Below are 20488 nucleotides of genomic sequence, written 5' to 3' on the forward strand. Positions count from 1 at the left end.
GTCTAGCCGGCGCTCTGCAGTGCCAGCCCCGCGTGCTCGCGCAGCGGATGGAAGTGGATCTTCGGGAAGCGTTCCTGCGCCAGCCGCACGTCGTAGGGCGAGGTGCAGAGGAAGGCCAGGGTGTCGGCCGCATCCTTGGCCATGCGCACCGGGTAGGCGTGGACGAACTCGCGCAGTTCCGCCGGGGTGTCGGCCGTGATCCAGCGCGCGCCCGTGTACTGGCAACCCTCGAGCCGCACGTCGCAGTCGTACTCGCCCTTGAGCCGGTGCTGCACGACTTCGAACTGCAGCTGCCCGACGGCGCCCAGCAGCATCGGGCCGCCGACCTCGGGCCGGAAGACCTGGATCGCGCCTTCCTCGCCCAGCTGGGCCAGGCCCTGCTGCAGCTGCTTGGTGCGCAGCGGGTTCTTCAGGATCACGGTCATGAAGAGCTCGGGCGCGAAGAAGGGCAGGCCGGTGAACATCAGGCTCGCGCCGTCGGTGATGGTGTCGCCCAACTGCACGCCGCCGTGGGTGGTGAAGCCCACGATGTCGCCCGCGTAGGCTTCTTCCACGGCCTCGCGGCGCTGGCTCATGAAGGTCACGACGCTGGTGGGACGCAGTTCCTTCGAGGTGCGCTGCACCTTGAGCTTCATGCCCGGCGTGTACTTGCCCGAGGCCATGCGCACGAAGGCGATGCGGTCGCGGTGCGAGGGGTCCATGTTGGCCTGCACCTTGAACACCACGCCGGCGAAGTCCTTGTCGGCGGGCTGGATCTCCCGGACCACCGGCTGGCGGTTGACGATCGTGGTGCTGGTGCGCGACTGCGGCGCCGGCGCCAGGTCGACCAGCGCGTCGAGCACTTCCATCACGCCGAAGTTGTTCACGCCCGAGCCGAAGAACACCGGCGTCTGCTTGCCGGCCAGGAAGGCCTCGCGGTCCCAGCTGGGCGAAGCGCCCGCAGCGAGCTCCATGCTCTGCTCGGCGTTCTCGAACTCGGTGCCGAAGCGCTTGATCAGTTCGGCGCGGTTGTCCAGCGCGATGGTCTCGAACTCCTGCGGCAGGCGTTCCTTGCCCGAATCGAACACCGTCATGGTCTGCGTGCGCAGGTTCATGATGCCGCCGAAGCTCTTGCCCTGGCCCACAGGCCAGGTCATCGGCACGCAGGGCATGCCCAGCTCGCGCTCGATCTCGTCGAGGATGTCCAGCGGCTCGCGCACTTCGCGGTCCATCTTGTTGACGAAGGTGATGATGGGCGTGTCGCGCTGGCGGCAGACCTCGATCAGCCGGCGCGTCTGCGCTTCCACGCCGTTGGCCGCGTCGATCACCATCAGCGCCGAGTCGACGGCGGTGAGCACGCGGTAGGTGTCTTCCGAGAAGTCCTTGTGGCCGGGCGTGTCGAGCAGGTTGATCACGTGGTCGCGGTACAGCATCTGCATGACCGACGAGGCCACCGAGATGCCGCGCTGCTTTTCGATTTCCATCCAGTCGGAGGTCGCGTGGCGCGAGGCCTTGCGCGCCTTGACCGAGCCGGCGATCTGGATCGCGCCCGAGAACAGCAGCAGCTTCTCGGTCAGCGTGGTCTTGCCCGCGTCGGGGTGGGAAATGATCGCGAAGGTGCGACGGCGGCGGGTTTCGGATTCGAAGGTCATGGCGTGAACGCGGGGCGCGCGAAGAACGGTGAGCGCGAGGCGCTCACGGCGCGGCGGCTACGCAAAGCCGTCGATTTTAGCGAGCCGCCCCTGGCATGCGGGGCGGCCGGGCCTTATTACATGGGCGGCGTGAAACCGTGGCGCCCCGCGATCACGCGCATGGCGGTCGGCGTGCCGTTGCGTTCCTGCGCGTTGACCAGCACCCTGGCGCCGGGCGTGAGCAGGGCGTCGGTGCCGGGCCTGAAGGTCACCACCGGCACGTTCGCCGGGACGATGACGATCTTCTCGCCGCCCTTGTAGCTGAGCTTGAGCTGCTGGCCGCCGCGCGCCGACGAAGGCGCGGCCGCCAGGTCGGCCACCGTGGCATTGGTCATGGTGCTCTGCGGCTGCAGGTCCCAGGGGAAGTGGCCCTCGCCGGTGCCGCGCGCGGCCTCGGGGAACACCAGCACCTCGAGCGCCTTCTGGCTGCCGTCGGCCTGCGGCATCGCGGCCGTGCCAATGAAACTGCCCTGCTTGATGTCGCTCAGCTTGATCCGGTAGACCTCGGACACCGGCAGGTCGGCCGCGCGCGCCAGCGTGACCACCTCGCCGCCGCGGTCCTTGACGATCAGTTGCTTCGCGTCGTTGTAGACCACCGTGCCGCGGATGCGGACCAGTGGCGCCGCCGCAGGAGCGCTCGCAGAGGCGTTCTGGGCCGAGGCCGCGAGCGGCAGGGCGATGCCGGCCGCGAGAACGGTGGCGGCCAGGGCGGCCGAAGAGATTTTGGGGAAGAGGGGGTGCATGGGACCTCGGGCGACCACGCCAGACACCAGCGGTGCTGTCACGCGGACGAAGCGCCATGGTGGACTTCGGCGCCGGGCGCATCTGTCGGCCGGGGCCTCGACTCGCAGGCGACGGCGGGCGGCGTGCTGAGCTAAAATCGCGCTTCCGAGGAGCGTTGCAGCGCCGTCAGGCGTGAGGCTCGGACCCATCGCAACGACGCTCATCCGCTGTTCTCGCGGCGAGAACACGTGAATGAACCTGCTGCGCACCCCGATCCCGCACCTGTGGTGCTCACCGCACGCAAGTGCGGCTCCGCTCCTCGATGCAGGCTCGGGTCGCTCGCGACGGTTCCTTCACGCGTTCTGAGTTTCCCGTCGAACACAGTGGCCTCGTTCAAACAAGTTTTGGAGTTTCCATGAGCGCTGTTCTCAAGCCCACCCCCGTCTCCACCGCCGATCAGGCGATCGCCGACATCTCCCTTGCTGCCTGGGGCCGCAAGGAAACCCGCATCGCCGAAACCGAGATGCCCGGCCTGATGGCCATCCGCGAAGAGTTCAAGGCGGCCCAGCCGCTCAAGGGCGCGCGCATCACCGGCTCGATCCACATGACGATCCAGACCGCGGTCCTGATCGAGACCCTCCAGGCGCTGGGCGCCTCGGTGCGTTGGGCGTCCTGCAACATCTTCTCGACGCAGGACCATGCGGCCGCCGCCATCGCCGCCGCCGGCACGCCGGTGTTCGCCGTCAAGGGCGAGTCGCTCAAGGACTACTGGGACTACACCCATGCCATCTTCGAGTTCGGCCCCAAGGGCTCGGCCGGCGAAGGCCCGAACATGATCCTGGACGACGGCGGCGACGCCACGCTGCTGATGCACCTGGGCCAGCGCGCCGAGAAGGACCTGTCGGTGCTGGCCAACCCGACCAGCGAGGAAGAACGCATCCTCTACGCCGCCATCAAGGCCAAGATCGCGGTCGATTCGACCTGGTACACCCGCAAGGCCGCCGAGATCATCGGCGTGACCGAGGAAACGACCACCGGCGTGCACCGCCTCAACGAGATGTCCGCCAAGGGCACGCTGCAGTTCCGCGCGATCAACGTCAACGACTCGGTCACCAAGAGCAAGTTCGACAACCTCTACGGCTGCCGTGAATCGCTGGTCGACGGCATCAAGCGCGCGACCGACGTGATGATCGCCGGCAAGGTGGCTTGCGTGGCCGGCTACGGCGACGTGGGCAAGGGCTCGGCCCAGGCCCTGCGCGCACTGAGCGCCCAGGTGTGGGTCACGGAAATCGACCCCATCAACGCCCTGCAGGCCGCGATGGAAGGCTACAAGGTCGTGACCATGGAATACGCCGCCGACAAGGCCGACATCTTCGTGACCACCACCGGCAACAAGGACGTCATCACGCACGACACCATGGCCGCCATGAAGGACCAGGCCATCGTCTGCAACATCGGCCACTTCGACAACGAGATCGACGTCGCGTCGATCGAGAAGTACGAATGGGAAGAGATCAAGCCGCAGGTCGACCACATCACCTTCCCGGACGGCAAGAAGATCATCCTGCTGGCCAAGGGCCGGCTGGTGAACCTGGGCTGCGGCACCGGCCACCCGAGCTTCGTGATGTCCTCGTCGTTCGCCAACCAGACCATCGCCCAGATCGAGCTGTTCACCAAGCCCGAAGCCTATGAGGCCGGCAAGGTCTACGTGCTGCCCAAGCATCTCGACGAAAAGGTCGCGCGCCTGCACCTGAAGAAGGTCGGCGCCATGCTGACCGAGCTGACCGACGCGCAAGCCGCCTACATCGGCGTCGACAAGGCGGGTCCGTACAAGGCGGACACCTACCGTTACTGATGGCGCACCCAAGCTTTGCGCGCTGATCAATTGTTGGTGGAGCGGGGCCTCGCGGCCTCGCGTTCACAGGCCGTCCGCCTGATCGCGGGCGGGTTGCGCTGGCGCGATGCCGGCAGTGGCGCCGAATGGCGCAGCGTGGGCAAGAACCGCGACGAGATCCCCGCCTCGGCCGAGCTCGAGCTCGCCGATGCCGCGGAGTCGCGCTACGTCTCGCGCGGCGGGCTCAAGCTGGAGGGCGCGCTGCGCGCCACCGGCGTCGATCCCACGGGCAAGCATTGCCTCGACGTCGGTCAATCGACCGGCGGCTTCACCGATTGCCTGCTGCAGCATGGCGCGGCGCAGGTGGTGGGCATCGACGTCGGCCATGGCCAGCTGCATGCGCGCATCCGCGAGGACGAGCGCGTGACGGCCATCGAGAAGGTCAATGCCCGCGCATTGAGCCTCGAGGACCTGCAGGACGAAGTGGAGCGCACGGATTTCGATCTGATCGTGGCCGACCTGTCCTTCATCTCGCTCACGCTGGTGCTGCCCGCGGTCGTGCCGTTCCTGGCGGCCGAGGGCGAGTTGCTGCTGCTGGTCAAGCCGCAGTTCGAGCTGCAGCCGGGCCAGGTGGGCAAGGGCGGCATCGTGCGCGACGATGCGATGTACCCCATCGTCGAACAGCGGCTGCGCGAGAGCTGCGCTGCGCTCGGCCTGCGCGTGCTGCGCTGGATCGACAGCCCGATCGCCGGCGGCGACGGCAATCGCGAGTTCTTCATTCATGCCGTCCACGCGGGCGGCGACCCAGGAGCCGCACGTGCGCCTTCCGCTGAGCTTTGAGTTCTTCCCGACCAAGACGCCCGAAGGCGCGGTCAAGCTGCGCGCGGTGCGCCAGCAGCTCTATGAGATGAAGCCCGAGTTCTGCTCCGTGACCTACGGTGCAGGCGGCTCGACCCATGCGGGCACCTTCGCCGCGGTGGGCGAGATCCTGTCCGAAGGCGTGGACGCGGCCAGCCACTTCTCGTGCATCGGCGCCACCCGCGCGACGGTGCGCACGCAGCTGGCCGAACTCAAGACCATGGGCGTGAAGCGCCTGGTGGCCCTGCGCGGCGACCTGCCCAGCGGCTACGGCGTGGGCGGCGAGTTCCAGTACGCCAGCGACCTGGTCGGCTTCATCCGCGAGGAAACGGGCCGTGACTTCCATGTCGAGGTGGCCTGCTACCCCGAGGTGCATCCCCAGGCCCGCTCGCCCGAGGCCGACCTGCAGGCCTTCGCCGCCAAGGCCAGGGCCGGTGCCGACTCGGCCATCACGCAGTACTTCTTCAACGCCGACGCCTATTTCCGTTTCGTCGACGACGCACGGCGGCTGGGCATCGACACGCCGATCGTGCCGGGCGTGATGCCCATCACCAGCTCGACGCAACTGATGCGCTTCTCGGATGCCTGCGGCGCCGAGATCCCGCGCTGGATCCGGCTGCGGCTGCAGAGCTACGGCGACGACACCGCCTCGATCAAGGCCTTCGGCCTCGATGCGGTGGCGCAGATGTGCGAGCGCCTGTGCGCGGGAGGCGCCCCGGCGCTGCATTTCTACACCATGAACCAGGCCACGGCCACGCTCGCCTTGCTGGAGCGTCTGGGGCTGAACGCATGAGTTTCGGCGCGCGCCACGGTTCCTGGCGCGCGGCGCTGCTGAGCCTGGCAGCCGGGCTGATGGTGACGGCCTGCGCGGTGCCGCCGGCCCCCGATGCGCCCACCGAGCCCGTGGCTGGCGCCATCTCGCCCGACCTCGCCCTGAAGCCCCTTCCCACCGGCCTGGCCGTGCCACCCGGCGTGGCCCCGCGTTCCGACGTGCCCTCGGTGCGCTACGACCTGGCGGTCTCGGGCCCGGACGAGCTCACACCCGACGACGGCGTGCCGGGCGACGAGGGCCCGCGCACGATCTTCCAGCGCGGCGGCGCTTCCTGGTACGGCATCGGCTTCCACATGCGCAGGACCGCCAACGGCGAGCGCTTCGACATGGGCGCGATGACCGCCGCGCACCGCACGCTGCCCTTCGGCACCGTGGTGTGCGTGCGCAGCCTGGTCAACGGCCGCGAGGTGCTGGTGCGCATCAACGACCGTGGGCCCTTCGGGCCGGGTCGCATCATCGACCTGAGCCGTGCCGCGGCCGAGGCGCTGGACATGCTGAGCATGGGCATCAAGCAGGTCGCGCTGCATGTGGTCGACCAGCCGGGCATGCGCTGCAACGGCGAGGTGGCCGATGTGACGGCGCTGCAGCAGTGGGCGCCCGAGGAGCCGGTCGCCGCGCCCGTGGCCCGCGCGGTGCGCAAGGCGCCGGTGCGGCGCCGGCGCTAGGCCGGGTCAGGCGGCAATCTCCGTCGCGATCAGCCGCCCGCGTCGAGCGAGAAGGTGGCGTTGCGGTCCTGCCCCAGGCGTTCGGCCAGTTGCGGCAACGCGGCCGCCATCTGCGCCTTGAGCGTGTAGGGCGGGTTGATCAGGAACATGCCGCTGGCGGGCAGGCCCGGGCGGCGCGTCTCGCCCGTGGGCGTGGTCGTGATCTTGCTCGACTTGACCGTCAGCGTGGCGTGCAGCCACGACTTGCCGGCCTTGGTCGCCATGGTCTTGAGCCGGCGTGGCAGATCGTGTGCCTCGGGCCGCGGGATGATCGGGTACCAGACCGCGTAGGTGCCGGTCGCGAAGCGCTTGAGCGCGCCGTCGACGAAATCGAGCACGCGGGCGTAGTCGCTCTTGATCTCGTAGCTCGGGTCGCACAGCACCAGCGCGCGGCGCGAAGGCGGCGGCAGGAACTTGGTGGCGCTGCCGAAGCCGTCTTCGTTCAGCACCGCGATCTGGCGCCCGGCATCGAGCTGCGCGATGTTGGCCGCGAGCGTGCGGCCATCGGTCGGGTGCAGCTCGTACAGCTTGAGCCGGTCGTGGTCGCGCAGCAGGTGCTGCGTGACGAACGGCGAACCCGGGTAGACCTTGGCGCCGCCCTTGGGGTTGAAGTCGCTGATCACCTCGAGGTAGCGCGCGATCGCGCCGGCCAGCGGAACCTCGGCCTTGGGCGGGGCCCCCTTCTTCGGCGGGGCCGCGGGCGGCGGGGGCGCCAGCAGGCGCAGCACGCCCTGGCTGGCTTCGCCGCTGGTGTCGGCGTAGTCGCCGTCGAGGCGGTACAGGCCGGCCCCGGCGTGGGTGTCGACAACGGTGAGCGCCGCGTCTTTTTCCAGCATGTGGTCGAGCGTGGCAATCAGCACCGTGTGCTTGAGCACGTCGGCGTGGTTGCCGGCGTGGAAGGCGTGGCGGTAACTGAACATAGGGGTCGATCGTACCCGCACCGGGAGGGTCAGGTTGCTCCAAGTCCTTGATTCTTCGTATAATCGAGGGCTTCGCAGCGTTTTGTGACCCCGCGGCGAAGTGCGCAATGCCCGTTTCGGCGGCGTCGCGATCCCCACCTAAGAGATTCCCATCAGAGGAACGCCGACCGTGGAAAAGGGCCCGCCAAACCCTCTTTTGAAGAGAAAAACTCATGACCAAAACGTTCAGCGCCAAGCCCGCTGACGTGACGCACGAGTGGTTTGTGATTGACGCGACCGACAAGGTCCTCGGACGAGTAGCCAGCGAAGTTGCTCTCCGTTTGCGCGGCAAACACAAGGCCATTTACACGCCTCACGTCGATACCGGTGACTACATCGTCATCATCAATGCCGCGCAACTGCGCGTCACTGGCGCCAAGTCGATCGACAAGGTGTACTACCGTCACTCGGGCTACCCGGGCGGCATCAGTGCCACCAACTTCCGCGACATGCAATCCAAGTTCCCGGGCCGTGCCCTGGAAAAGGCCGTCAAGGGCATGCTGCCCAAGGGTCCGCTTGGCTACGCGATGATCAAGAAACTCAAGGTGTACGGTGGCGCTGAGCACCCGCATACCGCCCAACAGCCCAAAGTGCTGGAACTCTAAGGAGCCTTGAGATGATTGGTGAATGGAACAATGGAACCGGCCGTCGCAAATCCAGCGTCGCCCGTGTGTTCATGAAAAAAGGCACCGGCAAGATCACGGTCAATGGCAAGGACATCCAGGCCTACTTCGGCCGCGAAACGTCCATCATGATCGCGAAGCAGCCGCTGTTCCTGACGAACAACGTCGAAGCTTTCGACATCATGATCAACGTGGCCGGTGGCGGCGAATCGGGTCAAGCCGGCGCTGCGCGCCACGGCATCACCCGTGCCCTGATCGACTACGACGCGACGCTCAAGCCGGTGTTGAGCCAGGCTGGCTTCGTGACGCGCGATGCGCGTGAAGTCGAGCGTAAGAAGGTCGGTCTGCACTCCGCACGCCGCCGCAAGCAATTCTCGAAGCGCTGATTCGCTACTACGGACCTGCATGGCCGCGTTGCAATCCTCGCCGGACGTCAGTCCGGCTCCGGGTTGCGCCTTGCCCTGCAGGCCCTCGCTACGCGAATATATGCACTTCGTTTGTGCCGAAAGCCGCCTCCGGGCGGCTTTTTGTCGCCTGCTTTCCGCAGGCGAGGTTGCGAGCCGTCGCCAGACTCGGTTCCGGTTCGCGCCTTGCGCTGCAGGCCCTCGCGACGCGAATATCCGCACTTCGTGCATTGCCGAAAGCCGCCCTCCGGGCGGCTTTCGCTTTGTTGAAGTAGCATCCTCCCATTGGCCGCTTGTTCGGCCCACCCCACAGGAGTCCCGCACATGAGCGCTGTTGCCGAAACCATCCAGACCCCCACCCAGATGCCCGAGCCGATCGTCTTCACCGACAGTGCCGCCGCCAAGGTGGCCGATCTGATCGCCGAGGAAGGCAATCCCGAGCTCAAGTTGCGGGTGTTCGTGCAAGGCGGCGGCTGCTCGGGCTTCCAGTACGGCTTCACCTTCGACGAGATCACCAACGAAGACGACACGACCATGACCAAGAACGGCGTGTCGCTGTTGATCGACGCCATGAGCTACCAGTACCTGGTCGGCGCCGAGATCGACTACAAGGAAGACCTCCAGGGCGCCCAGTTCGTGATCAAGAACCCCAACGCCACCAGCACCTGCGGCTGCGGCTCGAGCTTCTCGGCCTGAACCCGCGATCACGAGGGTGCCGGTCTTGCGTCTGACCCCCTCGATCTCCCGACAAACCGCCTCAGGGCGGTTTTTTGTTGCCTGCCGTGCGCCTCGTCGCGGCGTCTTTGCTCATTCCCATGGCTTCTGAGATCTCGGCTCGCAAGAGCCTCCTGTGGCTGGTCGCGGTCGGCTTCTTCATGCAGACGCTGGACGCGACCATCATCAACACCGCGCTGCCGGCCATGGCCGCAAGCCTGGGCGAGAGCCCGCTGCGCATGCAGTCGGTGGTGGTGGCCTACTCGCTGACGATGGCGATGCTGATCCCGGCCTCGGGCTGGATTGCCGACCGCTTCGGCACGCGCCGGATCTTCTTCTCGGCCATCGTGCTGTTCGTGCTGGGCTCGGTGGCCTGTGCGCTGTCGCAGAGCCTGGGGCAGCTGGTCGCTTCGCGCGTCGTGCAGGGCCTGGGCGGCGCGCTGCTGCTGCCCGTGGGGCGGCTGTCGCTGCTGCGCACCGTGCCGCGCAGCGAGTTCCTGCAGGCCATGAGCTTCGTCGCCATTCCCGGGCTGATCGGGCCCCTGCTGGGGCCGACGCTGGGCGGCTGGCTGGTGCAGTACGCGTCCTGGCACTGGATCTTCCTGATCAACGTGCCGGTCGGCCTGCTGGGCTGCATCGCCACGCTGCGCTTCATGCCCGACCTGCGCGGCGCGGTGCAGCAGCGCTTCGATGCCGCCGGCTACGCGATGCTGGCCCTGGGCATGGTGACGATCTCGCTGGCCCTCGACGGCGTGGCCGAGCTCGGCCTGCGCCAGGTCAGCGTCTTCGTGCTGCTGGTGTTCGGCTTCGCCAGCCTCACGGCCTACTGGCTGCGCGCCGCGCGCGAGCCGGCGCCGCTGTTCTCGCCTCTGCTGTTCAAGGTGCCCACGCTGAGCATCGGGTTGCTGGGCAACCTGTTCTCGCGCCTGGGCAGCAGCTGCATGCCCTTCCTGGTGCCCCTGCTGTTGCAGGTGTCGATGGGCTACTCGCCGGTGCAGGCCGGGTTGATGATGCTGCCCATCGCGCTGGCGGGGATGGCGATGAAGCGCTTCACCACACCCCTGATCACGCATTTCGGCTACCGCCGCGTGCTGGTCGTGAACACCGCCCTGGTCGGCGTCGCGATGGCCACCTTCGCCTTCGCTGCGCCGGGGCAGCCGCTGGTGGTGCATTTGCTGCAGCTGCTGTTCTTCGGCGCGGTCAATTCGCTGCAGTTCACCGCGATGAACACCGTGACGCTGCGCGACCTCGACGGCAGCATGGCCAGCAGCGGCAACAGCCTGCTGTCGATGGTGCAGATGCTGGCGATGAGCCTGGGCGTGGCGGCCGCGAGCTCGGTGCTCGGCGGCTACACCGGCATGTTTGGCACCCAGGCCTCGGTAGACACGCTGCATGCTTTCCAGGCCACCTTCGCCACCATGGGGCTGATCACGCTGGCCTCGGCCATGATCTTCTGGCATCTGCCGCCGCAGGCGCGTGCGGTGCAGCCGGCGCAGCCCGAGGTTTCGGGCCAGGGCTGACCGATCAGGGCGGGCGGATCAGGCGGGGTAGAGCGCGCCCAGCACGCGTTCGCCCCGGGCGCCGGTCGCGCTGGCGAGGTTGCCGGGCTCGCGGCGCACCGTGGCGCGCGCCAGCCAGGCAAAGGCCGCGGCCTCGACCTGCTGGGGTGGCAGGCCGCGTTCGGCCGACGACAGCACCCGCACGCCCGCCAGCAGGGCCGCCAGCCGCGTCATCAGGTGCGTGTTGAGCGCGCCGCCGCCGCAGACCACCAGTTCATGCGCCGCCGCACCGTAGCGCCGCAGGTCGTCGGCGCAGGCGCCGGCCGTGAGTTCGCAGAGCGTGGCCTGGACGTCGGCCGGGGCGGCGCCGTCGTCGCCCAGCCGCGCAGTCAGCCAGGCCGGGTGGAACAGGTCGCGCCCCGTGCTTTTGGGTGGGGCCTTGGTGAAGAAGGGGTCGGCGCGCAGCCGGGCCAGCAGCGTGGGCAGGACCCGGCCACTGGCGGCCCAGCGGCCGCCCGCGTCGAAGGGCTGGCCGATGTGGGCCTGGCACCAGTGGTCCATCAGTGCGTTGCCGGGGCCGCAATCGAAGCCGAGCACGTCGCCGCCGCTATCCGCCGCCGGCAGCACGCTGAGGTTGGCGATGCCGCCGAGATTGAGTACGCCGACGGTCTGGTCCGGGCGCCCGAACACCGCGCGGTGGAAGGCCGGCACCAGCGGCGCGCCCTGGCCGCCCGCCGCGACGTCGCGGCGACGGAAGTCTGCCACCACGTCGATGCCGGCGCGTTCGGCCAGCAGGGCGGGGTTGTCGAGCTGCAGCGTGTAGCCGATGCCATCGAACTCGCCGGGCCGGTGGCGCACGGTCTGGCCGTGGGCGCCGATGGCGGTGACGTCAGCGGCGCCGAGCCCGGTGTCGGCCAGCAGCTGCCGGACCACGCCGGCATAGACGCCCACCAGCCCGTTGGCGGCCAGCGCGGCGCGATGGAGTTCGTTGTCGCCGGCGGTGTTGAGGGCCAGCAGCTCTGCGCGCAGCGCGGGCGGGAAGTCGGCCGTGGCATGGCCGACGACCGTGACCCGGCCGGCATCGGAGAACGTGGCCAGCACGCCGTCGACCCCGTCGAGCGAGGTGCCCGACATCAGGCCGATGAAGCGTTCAGCCATGCCCGATGCCGAGGGGCAGGCCTTATTCGGCGCTGGCCTGCACGACCGAGAAGGCCGCGGACAGCTCCATGCGCGTGGCGATCGCCAGCCGGTTGAAGGCCGGGCGTGCCGAAGCGGTGATCGGCGTGCCGCCGTCCTGCTGCGCGATGTTGGCCGGGTTGGTGTACTGGCCGTTGACGCGGAATTCGAAGTGCAGGTGCGGACCGGTGGCCCAGCCGGTCGAGCCGACCGCGCCGATGAACTGGCTCTGGTTCACGCTCTGGCCGACCTTGACGTCGATGCGGCTCAGGTGCGCATAGACCGTCTGCTGGTTATTCCGGTGCTTGAGGATGATGATGTTGCCGTAGCCGTTCTGGCGGCCGGCGAACTCCACCGTGCCGTCGCCGACCGCGCGCACCGCGGTGCCCGTGGGCGCCGCGAAGTCGATGCCGTTGTGCTGGCGCCAGCTGTTCATGATCGGATGCATGCGCATCGCGAAGCCGCTGGAGATGCGCGAGAACTCGACCGGCGAGGCCAGGTAGGCGCGCACCAGGCTGTCGCCGTTGGGGCGGTAGTAGCCGCCCTTCTTGCCGGGTTCCTGGAACCAGAGCGCCTGGTGGGTCTTGCCGTTGTTCTCGAATTCCGCCGACAGGACCCGGCCGCTGCGCAGCGACTGGCCGTCGGCTTCGAAGGTCTCGTACACCACGGCGAAACGGTCGCCCTTGCGCAGCGAGCGGAAGTCGACGTCGTTCGAGAAGATGTCGGCCAGCTGGCTGGCGACGGCATCGGGGATGCGTGCCTCGTCGGTGGCGGCGAACAGCGAGCTGCGCACCACGCCGCTGGCCAGGCGCGTGGCGGCGGTCAGCTGGTCGACCTCGGTGCGCACGCTGAAGCCCTTGTCGCCGCGCACCACCACCAGGCGCTTGAAGGCGCCGTCGCCGTCGGGGATCCAGCGGGCGCTCAGGCGTTGCAGCGTGTTGTCGCGGGCCGCTTCGGCGGTGACGGTGCGGCCGGTGCGGTTGAGCAGCGCGGCGCGGGCCTCGGCATTGCCGCGCACGAAGGCCGCAGCCGCCGGGTCGGCGATGCCCAGGCGCTTGAGCAGCGCCTCGATGGTGTCGCTCGAGCGCGTGAGCTCGGTGCGGAAGAGCGTGAAGTCGTGGCTGTCGAGCGCCTCGACCTGGTCGTCGGCGGCCAGCGGCTTGACGGCTTCCAGCACCTGCTGCACAGGCAGGTCGGCCACGTCGGGGCCGAGCGAAGCGACGGCGAAAGCACCGCCGCCCGCGCACAGCAGCAGTGCGCCGATGGCGCCGACGATCTGTTTGGGGTACGTGCGGAACGTATGGGCCACGCGGGAAGCTAGCAACTCCTCGGCGGCGAGAATGGCGTGGATCAACGTCTAGAGCCCTGTGTCGGTTCAGCAGGTCCTCGGTGCACGGCTTGCAGTGCACGTCTGTAGGACGGTGCCGAAGAAAGCGCCGCTTAGAATCCGACGCTTGTGGAAAGTCGGGCTGAGTATAGCTTCGGCCATACGCCAAACCGTTAAAAAGTCCCAATGAAGCCCGAGCTTGTTACAACCCAGAGCCTTTCCGATGCTGTAGGACACGCCCTCGAAGTGTCGTTGCGCGGCACCGACGAATTGCTGCCCCAGGACGAGTGGGTGCGCAAACTGCAGCGTTCCGAAGCCAGCGGAACGCCGTTGCGCATCAAATTGGGGCTGGATCCGACGGCGCCGGACATTCACATCGGTCATACGGTGGTCCTGAACAAGATGCGTCAGTTGCAGGATCTGGGCCACACCGTGATTTTCCTGATCGGCGACTTCACGACCACCATCGGCGACCCTTCCGGCCGCAACAGCACCCGGCCGCCGCTGACCCGCGAGCAGATCGAGGCCAACGCCCAGACCTACTACCGCCAGGCCAGCCTGGTGCTCGACCCGTCGAAGACCGAGATCCGCTACAACTCCGAGTGGAGCGACCCGCTGGGCGCGCGCGGCATGATCCAGCTGGCCGCCAAGTACACGGTGGCCCGGATGATGGAGCGCGACGATTTCACCAAGCGTTTCAAGGCCGGCCAGTCCATTTCGGTGCACGAGTTCCTCTATCCGCTGATGCAGGGCTACGACTCGGTGGCGCTCAGGAGCGACCTGGAACTGGGCGGCACCGACCAGAAGTTCAACCTCTTGGTCGGACGCCATCTCCAGCAGGAATACGGCCAGGAACCGCAGTGCATACTCACTATGCCGCTGCTCGAAGGGCTCGACGGCATCGAGAAGATGTCCAAGAGCAAGAACAATTACATCGGCCTGACCGAGCCGGCCAACAGCATGTTCGCCAAGGTGCTGTCGATTTCCGACGACCTGATGTGGCGCTGGTACACGCTGCTGAGTTTCCGCTCGCTGGCCGAGATCGAAGCGCTCAAGGCCGAGATCGCGGGCGGCCGCAATCCCAAGGACGCCAAAGTCGCCCTGGCCAAGGAAATCACCGCGCGCTTCCACGACGCAGCGGCCGCCGATGCGGCCGAGCAGGATTTCGTCAACCGCAGCAAGGGCGGCGTGCCGGACGAGATCCCCGAAGTGAGCCTGTCTGGCGCACCGCTGGGCATCGCCCAACTGCTCAAGCAGGCCGGGTTGGCGGCCTCGACCTCCGAAGGCAACCGGCTGATCGACGGGGGCGGCGTGCGCGTCGACTCGACGGTGGTCTCCGACAAGGGCCTCAAGCTCGAGGCCGGCAGCTACGTGGTGCAGGTCGGCAAGCGCAAGTTCGCGCGCGTGCTGCTGGGCTGATTCAGGGGTCGATTCGAGGGGCGCACCCGGTCTGAAGCGGCGAGCGGGCCGGCACGGCCCTGCGGCTCAGCGGACTTCGATCGTCACGCGCCGGTTGCGCGGCTCCACGGTCTCGTCGGGCGTCGGCACGGCCAGTTCGCGTTTGCCGCGACCGATGGCCAGGATCCGGGCCGCCGGGAAGCCGCGGTCTTCGAACATCTGGCGCACCTGCTGCGCGCGCCGGCGCGACAGCTCGTCGTTCTGTTCGAGGTTGCCGATGGTGTCGGTGTGGCCCGTGACCACGATCTCGCCGCCGCTGCGGGCCAGGGCCGCTGCCAGCGCCTCGGTCAGCGTGGACTGGGAGTCGCCGGCCAGCGCCGTTCCGCCCAGGTCGAAGAACACCGTGTAGCGCTGCGGGCTCGGCGGCTTGAGTTCGAACAGGCTGCGGTTGTCGGCCGCCACCTTGGCCGGATCGGCCTGGTCGACGACCGGCGCGCCGGTGGCGCCGCGGGCCGCGGTGGCGCGCGCGTAGGGCTTGTCCAGCGTTTCGCGGCCGCCGTTGGCACTGACGACCACGGCCGACGGCGAGCCGTCTTCCTGGGGCAGCAGCACGACGCGGGTGCTGGGGGCGGCGCAGGCCGCAAGCAAGGCGCTCAGGGCGAGCGCGGCGGGAAGACGGGAAGAAATCACGGTTGGGGGTCGGCCTGCACGATGAAGTCGGTGCCGCGGATGCCGATGGTGGCGGTCTGGGTTTCGACGCGGATGGCGTCGGGGTGGGCCTTGCCGATCAGGCCGGTGATCATGCGCATCGAGCCGCGCAGCAGCGACACCAGCAGGCCGCCGTCATGGGTGGTGGCGTCGAAATGGAATTCCTTCACGTCCAGCCGCGACGAAGGGCCGAGCACCATCGTGGTCCCGTCGCGCAGCACCACGCTGGCGGCCGAATCCGGGCCGGTCACGATCCGGTCGATCGGCGACAGGGCGTCGCCCGGCGCGGCCGGCCGCGTGGCATCGCCGGCGCCCAGCAGCTGCACATCGCCGCGCACTGACTTGACCGTGCCGGCCTGCTGCTCGGCCGAGGGGGTGTTCTGGGCGAACGCCGCACCGCTGAGCAAGGCCAGCGCGCAAAGCAGGGGCAGGAGTCTGTTTTTCATGGCGTGGGAGGGCGTGGGGGGCTGTCATGGTACGCGACCCGTCTGCGGACTTCCTCAGGCCCTGATAATTCACGCCTCAACCGTGTGCCAGTACCGTTTCACCGTGGCTCCAACTCCCATCCCACCTTCTCGCAGCGCCCGCTGGGGTCCTTCCGCATTGCTGCGGCTGTCGATCGCCGTGGCCCTGCTGACCATCGTGCTCAAGGGCGCGGCGGGCTACATCACCAACTCGATGGGCCTGATCTCGGACGCGATGGAGTCCTTCGTCAACCTCGCCAGCGCGATGTTCGCCCTGGCCATGGTGACCATCGCCGCCCGCCCGGCCGACGAGGACCATCCTTATGGCCACCACAAGGCCGAGTACTTCTCGTCGGGCTTCGAAGGCATCCTGATCATCGGTGCCGCGCTGGCGATCGGCTGGGTCGCGGTGCTGCGGCTGCTGTCGCCGCAGCCGCTGGAACAGCTGGGCTGGGGCCTGGCGCTGTCGATCGTCAGCTCGGCCTTCAACGCCGGCCTGGCCGTGATGCTGTTTCGCGCCGCGCGCGAGCACCGCTCCATCGCGCTGGAGGCCGACGGCCGCCACCTGGTCACCGACGTCTGGACCTCGGCCGCGGTGGTGGTCGGCATCGTCGCGGTGCACTTCACCGGCTGGCTCTGGCTCGACCCCGTGCTGGCCATCGGCGTGGCGTTGAACATCGTGCGCGAGGGCGCCAAGCTGGTGTGGCGCTCGTCGCAGGGGCTGATGGACCAGGCCCTCGATGCCGACTCGCTGGCGGCGCTGCAGGCCGCGCTGGCGCGCTTCGCCGCCGCCCAGCCCGACGGGCCGCAACTGCGCTTCGACGACCTCGCCACCCGCAGCGCCGGCCAGCGCCGCTTCGCCGACCTGCACATGCACGTGCCGGGCGACTGGTCGCTGCAGCGCGCCGCCGGCTTGCGCGACGCGGTGGAGCAGGCGCTGATGGACGCGGTGCCGGGCCTGCGCGTGACCATCCAGCTGCTGCCGCTGGACATGGAAGCGCGCGCCGTGCAGATGGCGGCCCACGAATGAAGGCCGTGCTGCAGCGCGTGCGCGAAGCCCGCGTCGACATCGACGGCCAGACCGTGGGCGCGATCGGCCCGGGCCTGCTGGTGCTGCTGTGCGCCGAGCGCGGCGACAGCGACGCCGTGGGCGACCGCCTGCTGGCCAAGCTTCTCAAGCTGCGCATCTTCTCGGACGAGGCCGGCAAGATGAACCGCAGCGTGCAGGACGTCGGTGGCGGTCTGCTGCTGGTGAGCCAGTTCACGCTGGCGGCCGACGTGAGCGGCGGCAACCGCCCGAGCTTCACCGGCGCCGCCGCGCCCGACGAGGGCCGGCGCCTCTACGACCGCTTCGTGGCCCAGGCCCGCGCCGCGCACCCGGTGGTCGCCACCGGCGTGTTCGCGGCCGACATGCAGGTGCACCTGGTCAACGACGGGCCCGTCACGATCCCGCTGCAGATGGTCTGACCGCCGTCTTGCTGCGCGCGGAGAACGGGCGCATGCCTTTCCAGGGGCTCCTCGGAACCGGCGCCGCAGGGCCGCTGCTGTCGCCCCCTTGAGGAAGAGGCGCCGCAGGCGCTTCGGGGATGTTCCTCAGTAAGGGTTGCGGATGCCGAGTTCGGCCAGGATTTCGATTTCGTAGGCCTCCATCTCCTCGGCGTCGGCCTCGCTGGTTTCGTGGTCCCAGCCCTGCGCATGCAGCGCGCCATGCACCAGCAGGTGCGCGTAGTGCGCGGCCAGCGTCTTGCGCTGTTCCTTCGCCTCGCGCGCCACCACCGGCGCGCACAGCACCAGGTCGGCCATCACCACCGGCTCCTGCGCGTAGTCGAAGGTCAGCACGTTGGTCGCGTAGTCCTTGCCGCGGAACTCGCGGTTGAGCTGCTGGCCCTCGTCGGCATCGACGATGCGCACGGTGATTTCGCCATCGATGGCGAGCGCGTGGCGCAGCCAGCGCGTGACGCTGTGGCGCGGCAACGCGAGGCGGTGGCGCTCGACGTCCTTGAAGCGTGCGAACTGCAGCGACAGCGAGAGTGCCGGCAAGGCCATCAGTGGCCTCCCGCGCGCTTGCGCTGACCGTCGTAGGCATCGACGATGCGCGCCACCAGCGGATGGCGCACCACGTCGGCGCTGGTGAAGCGCGTGGTCGCGATGCCCTTGACGCGCTTGAGCACGTGCTCGGCATCGATCAGGCCGCTGAGCTGGGTCTTGGGCAGGTCGATCTGGCTCACGTCGCCGGTCACCACCGCCTTGGCACCGAAGCCGATGCGCGTGAGGAACATCTTCATCTGCTCGGGCGTGGTGTTCTGTGCCTCGTCGAGGATCACGAAGGCGTTGTTCAGCGTGCGTCCGCGCATGAAGGCCAGCGGCGCGATCTCCAGCGCATTGCGCTCGAAGGCCTTCTGCACCTTGTCGTAGCCCATCAGGTCGTGGAGCGCGTCGTAGAGCGGCCGCAGGTAGGGGTCGACCTTCTGCGACAGGTCGCCGGGCAGGAAGCCCAGCCGCTCGCCGGCCTCGACCGCAGGGCGCGTGAGCACGATGCGCTGCACCGCGCTGCGCTCCAGCGCATCGACCGCGCAGGCCACCGCCAGGTAGGTCTTGCCGGTGCCGGCCGGACCGATGCCGAAGGTGATGTCGTGGGTCGCGATGTTCTCGAGGTAGCTCGCCTGCGTGGGCGTGCGGGCGCGCAGGTCGGCGCGGCGCGTGACCAGCATCGGGCCGGTCTCGCCGTCGGCGGTCATGCCCGAGTCGCTGGCCAGCGTGAGCTGCACCACGGCGGGGTCGATCGGCCGCTCGGCGATCTCGTAGAGCGCCTGCAGCACCTCGAGCGCCTGGTCGGCGATGGCCTTGGGGCCCTCGACCTTGAACTGCTCGTGGCGGTGCGCGATCGTCACGCCCAGCGTGTCCTCGATGCGGCGCAGGTGCTCGTCGAGCGGGCCGCACAGGTGGCCGAGGCGCACGTTGTTGAGGGGCTTGAAGGTGTGGCGAACGATCAAAGGATAATTCCGGCTCTAGAGAAGGGCACCCATGATAGGCAAATTGACCGGCACGCTGGCCGAACGCAACCCACCGCAGGTGGTGGTGGACTGCAACGGGGTCGGCTACGAGGTCGATGTGCCGATGAGCACCTTCTACAACCTGCCGCCGACCGGCGAGCGCGTGTCGCTGCTCACGCACTTCGTGGTGCGCGAGGACGCGCAGATTCTCTACGGCTTCGGCACGCCCGCCGAACGCGCGACCTTCCGCCAATTGATCAAGATCTCCGGCGTCGGCCCGCGCATGGCGCTGGGCGTGCTGTCGGGGCTCAGCGTGGCCGAGCTGGCGCAGATCGTGACGCTGCAGGACGCGGGCCGGCTGGTGAAGATCCCGGGCATCGGCAAGAAGACCGCCGAGCGCCTGCTGCTCGAGCTCAAGGGCAAGCTCGGCGCCGACATCGCGCTGCCGCAGCACGACGTGTCGGATTCGCAGACCGACATCCTGCAGGCGCTGGTCGCGCTGGGCTACAGCGACAAGGAAGCGGCCGCTTCGCTCAAGGCCCTGCCCAAGGACGTGGGCGTGAGCGAGGGCATCAAGCTGGCCCTGAGGGCGCTGGCCAAATGAGCTGGCGCGGCGGGTGGCGACGCACCGCCGCGAAGGCGAAAAAGGTCTATCGGCGCGGCGAGGCCCCGGGCTGGGTGGCGCTCTGGCAGCGCCTTGACCCGCGCCAGGAATCGCCCGAGGGCGATGCGATGCTGGGCCGGCTCGCGCTGATCTGCTGCGTGCCGATCCTGATCAGCTACGGCAGCGCCGGGTTGCTCTACGGCCACCTGGCCCTGCTCACGCCCGGCGGCTTCATCGACATGCCGGGTGCCTGCGCCTGGCTCACGGCCACGGCGAGCCTCGCGCTGGCCGTGGCCCTGATCGACGTGCTCGTGGCCGGCGACAGCCCCCCGCCGTCGGCGCCGCAGCCGCGCAGCATCACCACCACGCACACGATCTGGCTGGCGCCCGGCCGTCCCTTGCGGCAGGTCGCGCTCAAGACCGCGCTGCCGCCGGTGCCGCCGCCCGCGGCGCGGATGCGGCGGCTGCGTGCCGCGGGTTTCATCGTGGCGGCCATCGCCTGCGCCTCGGCGCTGGTCGGGCGCGGCCTGCTGGCGCTGGGCCTCGATGCCTTCGCCCGGCCGGTGATCGCGCTGGCGCCGCGTGCCGAATGGCTGCTGTGGCCGCTGCCCTCGGTGTGGCCGTGGCTGCTGCCTTTTGCGCGCGACGATTTCGTGCTCGGACTGATCGTCATCGGGGTCGGCCTGTTCTTCTTCACCCAGTTCCTGGCCTGGCGCAAGGTGCGCCGGGTGTGGCTGCCGCTGGCCCTGATCGTGCCCCTGTTCGTGGCGCTGGCGCACCTGGGCTCGGCCGCCTACGACTTCGCGGCGGCGCGCCGGCTCGGTGGGCTGCGCGATGCCGACCTGGTGTTCGCGCTGGCCAGCGATCCGGGTCGCCACAACGTCTATACCTTCCTCAGCCTCTGGGTGGCGATCGGCTGCGCCAGCGTCGGGCTGTTGATCGGCTACCTGGTCGCCCGAGGGGGCGGCCTCGACGACGACAACTGACGTCGAGCCGGC

At 68.7% G+C, this 20488-nt stretch carries 22 protein-coding genes and 1 riboswitch; of the genes, 13 read left to right on the plus strand and 9 right to left on the minus strand.

The window, feature by feature from the left end; genetic code table 11:
• Positions 1–2 precede the first annotated feature (2 nt).
• Positions 3–1631: a peptide chain release factor 3 gene (locus K0H49_RS14010; protein WP_219213490.1), complete on the minus strand. Its 1629-nt coding sequence runs from the start codon at positions 1629–1631 to the stop codon at positions 3–5.
• Positions 1632–1747: 116 nt separating this feature from the next.
• Entirely contained in the window at positions 1748–2413 is a 666-nt protein-coding gene (locus K0H49_RS14015) for a hypothetical protein (RefSeq protein WP_219213493.1), read from the minus strand.
• A gap of 141 nt (positions 2414–2554) precedes the next feature.
• Positions 2555–2622, plus strand: a riboswitch (S-adenosyl-L-homocysteine riboswitch).
• Positions 2623–2808: 186 nt separating this feature from the next.
• On the opposite strand from K0H49_RS14015, the gene ahcY reads away from it, so the two are divergent.
• The 4 genes from ahcY (at position 2809) to K0H49_RS14035 (ending at position 6582) form a co-directional block, all read left to right on the plus strand.
• Positions 2809–4248, plus strand: a complete 1440-nt coding sequence (gene ahcY, locus K0H49_RS14020) for an adenosylhomocysteinase (protein ID WP_219213495.1) — start codon at positions 2809–2811, stop codon at positions 4246–4248.
• Positions 4249–4263: 15 nt separating this feature from the next.
• The gene (locus tag K0H49_RS14025; protein WP_219213497.1) at positions 4264–5067 is read left to right on the plus strand and encodes a TlyA family RNA methyltransferase; all 804 of its coding nucleotides are present in this window, start codon (positions 4264–4266) and stop codon (positions 5065–5067) included.
• Positions 5045–5878, plus strand: a complete 834-nt coding sequence (metF, locus tag K0H49_RS14030; protein ID WP_219213499.1) for a methylenetetrahydrofolate reductase [NAD(P)H] — start codon at positions 5045–5047, stop codon at positions 5876–5878. Before K0H49_RS14025 ends, metF begins: the two co-directional genes overlap by 23 nt.
• A 77-nt stretch (positions 5879–5955) precedes the next feature.
• Entirely contained in the window at positions 5956–6582 is a 627-nt protein-coding gene (locus tag K0H49_RS14035; protein WP_374122362.1) for a septal ring lytic transglycosylase RlpA family protein, read from the plus strand.
• Between the two features lie 29 nt (positions 6583–6611).
• Here K0H49_RS14035 and K0H49_RS14040 read toward each other — a convergent pair whose 3' ends face one another.
• The gene (locus K0H49_RS14040) at positions 6612–7541 is read right to left on the minus strand and encodes a 23S rRNA (adenine(2030)-N(6))-methyltransferase RlmJ (protein WP_219213501.1); all 930 of its coding nucleotides are present in this window, start codon (positions 7539–7541) and stop codon (positions 6612–6614) included.
• 212 nt (positions 7542–7753) lie between these two features.
• On the opposite strand from K0H49_RS14040, the gene rplM reads away from it, so the two are divergent.
• The 4 genes from rplM (at position 7754) to mdtD (ending at position 10841) form a co-directional block, all read left to right on the plus strand.
• Positions 7754–8185, plus strand: coding sequence for a 50S ribosomal protein L13 (rplM, locus tag K0H49_RS14045; protein WP_219213503.1), 432 nt, complete (start codon positions 7754–7756; stop codon positions 8183–8185).
• Between the two features lie 11 nt (positions 8186–8196).
• Positions 8197–8589 (plus strand): 30S ribosomal protein S9, encoded by a 393-nt coding sequence (rpsI, locus tag K0H49_RS14050; protein ID WP_162569459.1) that lies wholly within the window; start codon positions 8197–8199, stop codon positions 8587–8589.
• Between the two features lie 342 nt (positions 8590–8931).
• Positions 8932–9303 carry an iron-sulfur cluster insertion protein ErpA gene (gene erpA / locus K0H49_RS14055; RefSeq protein WP_183027375.1) on the plus strand — a complete coding sequence of 124 codons (372 nt, stop codon included), beginning with the start codon at positions 8932–8934 and terminating at the stop codon, positions 9301–9303.
• A 119-nt stretch (positions 9304–9422) separates the two neighbouring features.
• Positions 9423–10841, plus strand: coding sequence for a multidrug transporter subunit MdtD (gene mdtD, locus K0H49_RS14060; RefSeq protein WP_219213505.1), 1419 nt, complete (start codon positions 9423–9425; stop codon positions 10839–10841).
• A gap of 18 nt (positions 10842–10859) precedes the next feature.
• Here the strand turns inward: mdtD and K0H49_RS14065 are convergent, their stop codons facing one another.
• Positions 10860–11978, minus strand: coding sequence for an anhydro-N-acetylmuramic acid kinase (locus K0H49_RS14065; RefSeq protein WP_219213507.1), 1119 nt, complete (start codon positions 11976–11978; stop codon positions 10860–10862).
• A gap of 22 nt (positions 11979–12000) precedes the next feature.
• Entirely contained in the window at positions 12001–13350 is a 1350-nt protein-coding gene (locus tag K0H49_RS14070; protein WP_219213509.1) for a peptidoglycan DD-metalloendopeptidase family protein, read from the minus strand.
• A 159-nt stretch (positions 13351–13509) separates the two neighbouring features.
• Here K0H49_RS14070 and tyrS point away from each other — a divergent pair, with 159 nt between their 5' ends.
• On the plus strand, positions 13510–14742 hold the full coding sequence (gene tyrS, locus K0H49_RS14075) for a tyrosine--tRNA ligase (protein WP_219213511.1): 1233 nt from the start codon (positions 13510–13512) through the stop codon (positions 14740–14742).
• A gap of 66 nt (positions 14743–14808) precedes the next feature.
• Here tyrS and K0H49_RS14080 read toward each other — a convergent pair whose 3' ends face one another.
• The gene (locus K0H49_RS14080) at positions 14809–15411 is read right to left on the minus strand and encodes an OmpA family protein (protein ID WP_219213513.1); all 603 of its coding nucleotides are present in this window, start codon (positions 15409–15411) and stop codon (positions 14809–14811) included.
• The gene (locus K0H49_RS14085; protein WP_219213515.1) at positions 15408–15875 is read right to left on the minus strand and encodes a FecR family protein; all 468 of its coding nucleotides are present in this window, start codon (positions 15873–15875) and stop codon (positions 15408–15410) included. Before K0H49_RS14085 ends, K0H49_RS14080 begins: the two co-directional genes overlap by 4 nt.
• A gap of 118 nt (positions 15876–15993) precedes the next feature.
• Between K0H49_RS14085 and K0H49_RS14090 the strand changes: the two genes are divergently transcribed.
• Both K0H49_RS14090 and dtd read left to right on the plus strand, forming a co-directional pair.
• Positions 15994–16923, plus strand: a complete 930-nt coding sequence (locus tag K0H49_RS14090; protein ID WP_374122363.1) for a cation diffusion facilitator family transporter — start codon at positions 15994–15996, stop codon at positions 16921–16923.
• Positions 16920–17360: a D-aminoacyl-tRNA deacylase gene (gene dtd, locus K0H49_RS14095; protein ID WP_219213519.1), complete on the plus strand. Its 441-nt coding sequence runs from the start codon at positions 16920–16922 to the stop codon at positions 17358–17360. Before K0H49_RS14090 ends, dtd begins: the two co-directional genes overlap by 4 nt.
• A gap of 126 nt (positions 17361–17486) precedes the next feature.
• Here the strand turns inward: dtd and ybeY are convergent, their stop codons facing one another.
• Both ybeY and K0H49_RS14105 read right to left on the minus strand, forming a co-directional pair.
• Complete coding sequence (gene ybeY, locus K0H49_RS14100) at positions 17487–17939, minus strand: rRNA maturation RNase YbeY (RefSeq protein WP_219213521.1); 453 nt, start codon at positions 17937–17939, stop codon at positions 17487–17489.
• Positions 17939–18886 carry a PhoH family protein gene (locus tag K0H49_RS14105; protein WP_219213523.1) on the minus strand — a complete coding sequence of 316 codons (948 nt, stop codon included), beginning with the start codon at positions 18884–18886 and terminating at the stop codon, positions 17939–17941. Before K0H49_RS14105 ends, ybeY begins: the two co-directional genes overlap by 1 nt.
• Before the next feature lie 31 nt (positions 18887–18917).
• On the opposite strand from K0H49_RS14105, the gene ruvA reads away from it, so the two are divergent.
• Together ruvA and K0H49_RS14115 are read left to right on the plus strand one after the other, a co-directional pair.
• Positions 18918–19490, plus strand: a complete 573-nt coding sequence (gene ruvA, locus K0H49_RS14110) for a Holliday junction branch migration protein RuvA (protein ID WP_219213525.1) — start codon at positions 18918–18920, stop codon at positions 19488–19490.
• Positions 19487–20476 (plus strand): hypothetical protein, encoded by a 990-nt coding sequence (locus tag K0H49_RS14115; protein ID WP_219213526.1) that lies wholly within the window; start codon positions 19487–19489, stop codon positions 20474–20476. The genes ruvA and K0H49_RS14115 overlap by 4 nt, the downstream gene beginning before the upstream one ends.
• Positions 20477–20488: the final 12 nt, after the last annotated feature.

Origin of the sequence: Variovorax boronicumulans (genome assembly GCF_019352895.1) — a bacterium.
Taxonomy (GTDB): Bacteria; Pseudomonadota; Gammaproteobacteria; order Burkholderiales; family Burkholderiaceae_C; genus Variovorax; species Variovorax boronicumulans_A.

Excerpts from the sequence above, each read along its gene's own strand:
- K0H49_RS14010 (WP_219213490.1), bottom strand. The coding sequence starts at position 1,631 with ATGACCTTCGAATCCGAAACCCGCCGCCGTCGCACCTTCGCGATCATT.
- K0H49_RS14015 (WP_219213493.1), bottom strand. The coding sequence starts at position 2,413 with ATGCACCCCCTCTTCCCCAAAATCTCTTCGGCCGCCCTGGCCGCCACC.
- ahcY (WP_219213495.1), top strand. The coding sequence starts at position 2,809 with ATGAGCGCTGTTCTCAAGCCCACCCCCGTCTCCACCGCCGATCAGGCG.
- K0H49_RS14040 (WP_219213501.1), bottom strand. The coding sequence starts at position 7,541 with ATGTTCAGTTACCGCCACGCCTTCCACGCCGGCAACCACGCCGACGTG.
- rplM (WP_219213503.1), top strand. The coding sequence starts at position 7,754 with ATGACCAAAACGTTCAGCGCCAAGCCCGCTGACGTGACGCACGAGTGG.
- rpsI (WP_162569459.1), top strand. The coding sequence starts at position 8,197 with ATGATTGGTGAATGGAACAATGGAACCGGCCGTCGCAAATCCAGCGTC.
- erpA (WP_183027375.1), top strand. The coding sequence starts at position 8,932 with ATGAGCGCTGTTGCCGAAACCATCCAGACCCCCACCCAGATGCCCGAG.
- mdtD (WP_219213505.1), top strand. The coding sequence starts at position 9,423 with ATGGCTTCTGAGATCTCGGCTCGCAAGAGCCTCCTGTGGCTGGTCGCG.
- K0H49_RS14065 (WP_219213507.1), bottom strand. The coding sequence starts at position 11,978 with ATGGCTGAACGCTTCATCGGCCTGATGTCGGGCACCTCGCTCGACGGG.
- tyrS (WP_219213511.1), top strand. The coding sequence starts at position 13,510 with ATGAAGCCCGAGCTTGTTACAACCCAGAGCCTTTCCGATGCTGTAGGA.
- K0H49_RS14085 (WP_219213515.1), bottom strand. The coding sequence starts at position 15,875 with ATGAAAAACAGACTCCTGCCCCTGCTTTGCGCGCTGGCCTTGCTCAGC.
- dtd (WP_219213519.1), top strand. The coding sequence starts at position 16,920 with ATGAAGGCCGTGCTGCAGCGCGTGCGCGAAGCCCGCGTCGACATCGAC.
- ybeY (WP_219213521.1), bottom strand. The coding sequence starts at position 17,939 with ATGGCCTTGCCGGCACTCTCGCTGTCGCTGCAGTTCGCACGCTTCAAG.
- ruvA (WP_219213525.1), top strand. The coding sequence starts at position 18,918 with ATGATAGGCAAATTGACCGGCACGCTGGCCGAACGCAACCCACCGCAG.
- K0H49_RS14115 (WP_219213526.1), top strand. The coding sequence starts at position 19,487 with ATGAGCTGGCGCGGCGGGTGGCGACGCACCGCCGCGAAGGCGAAAAAG.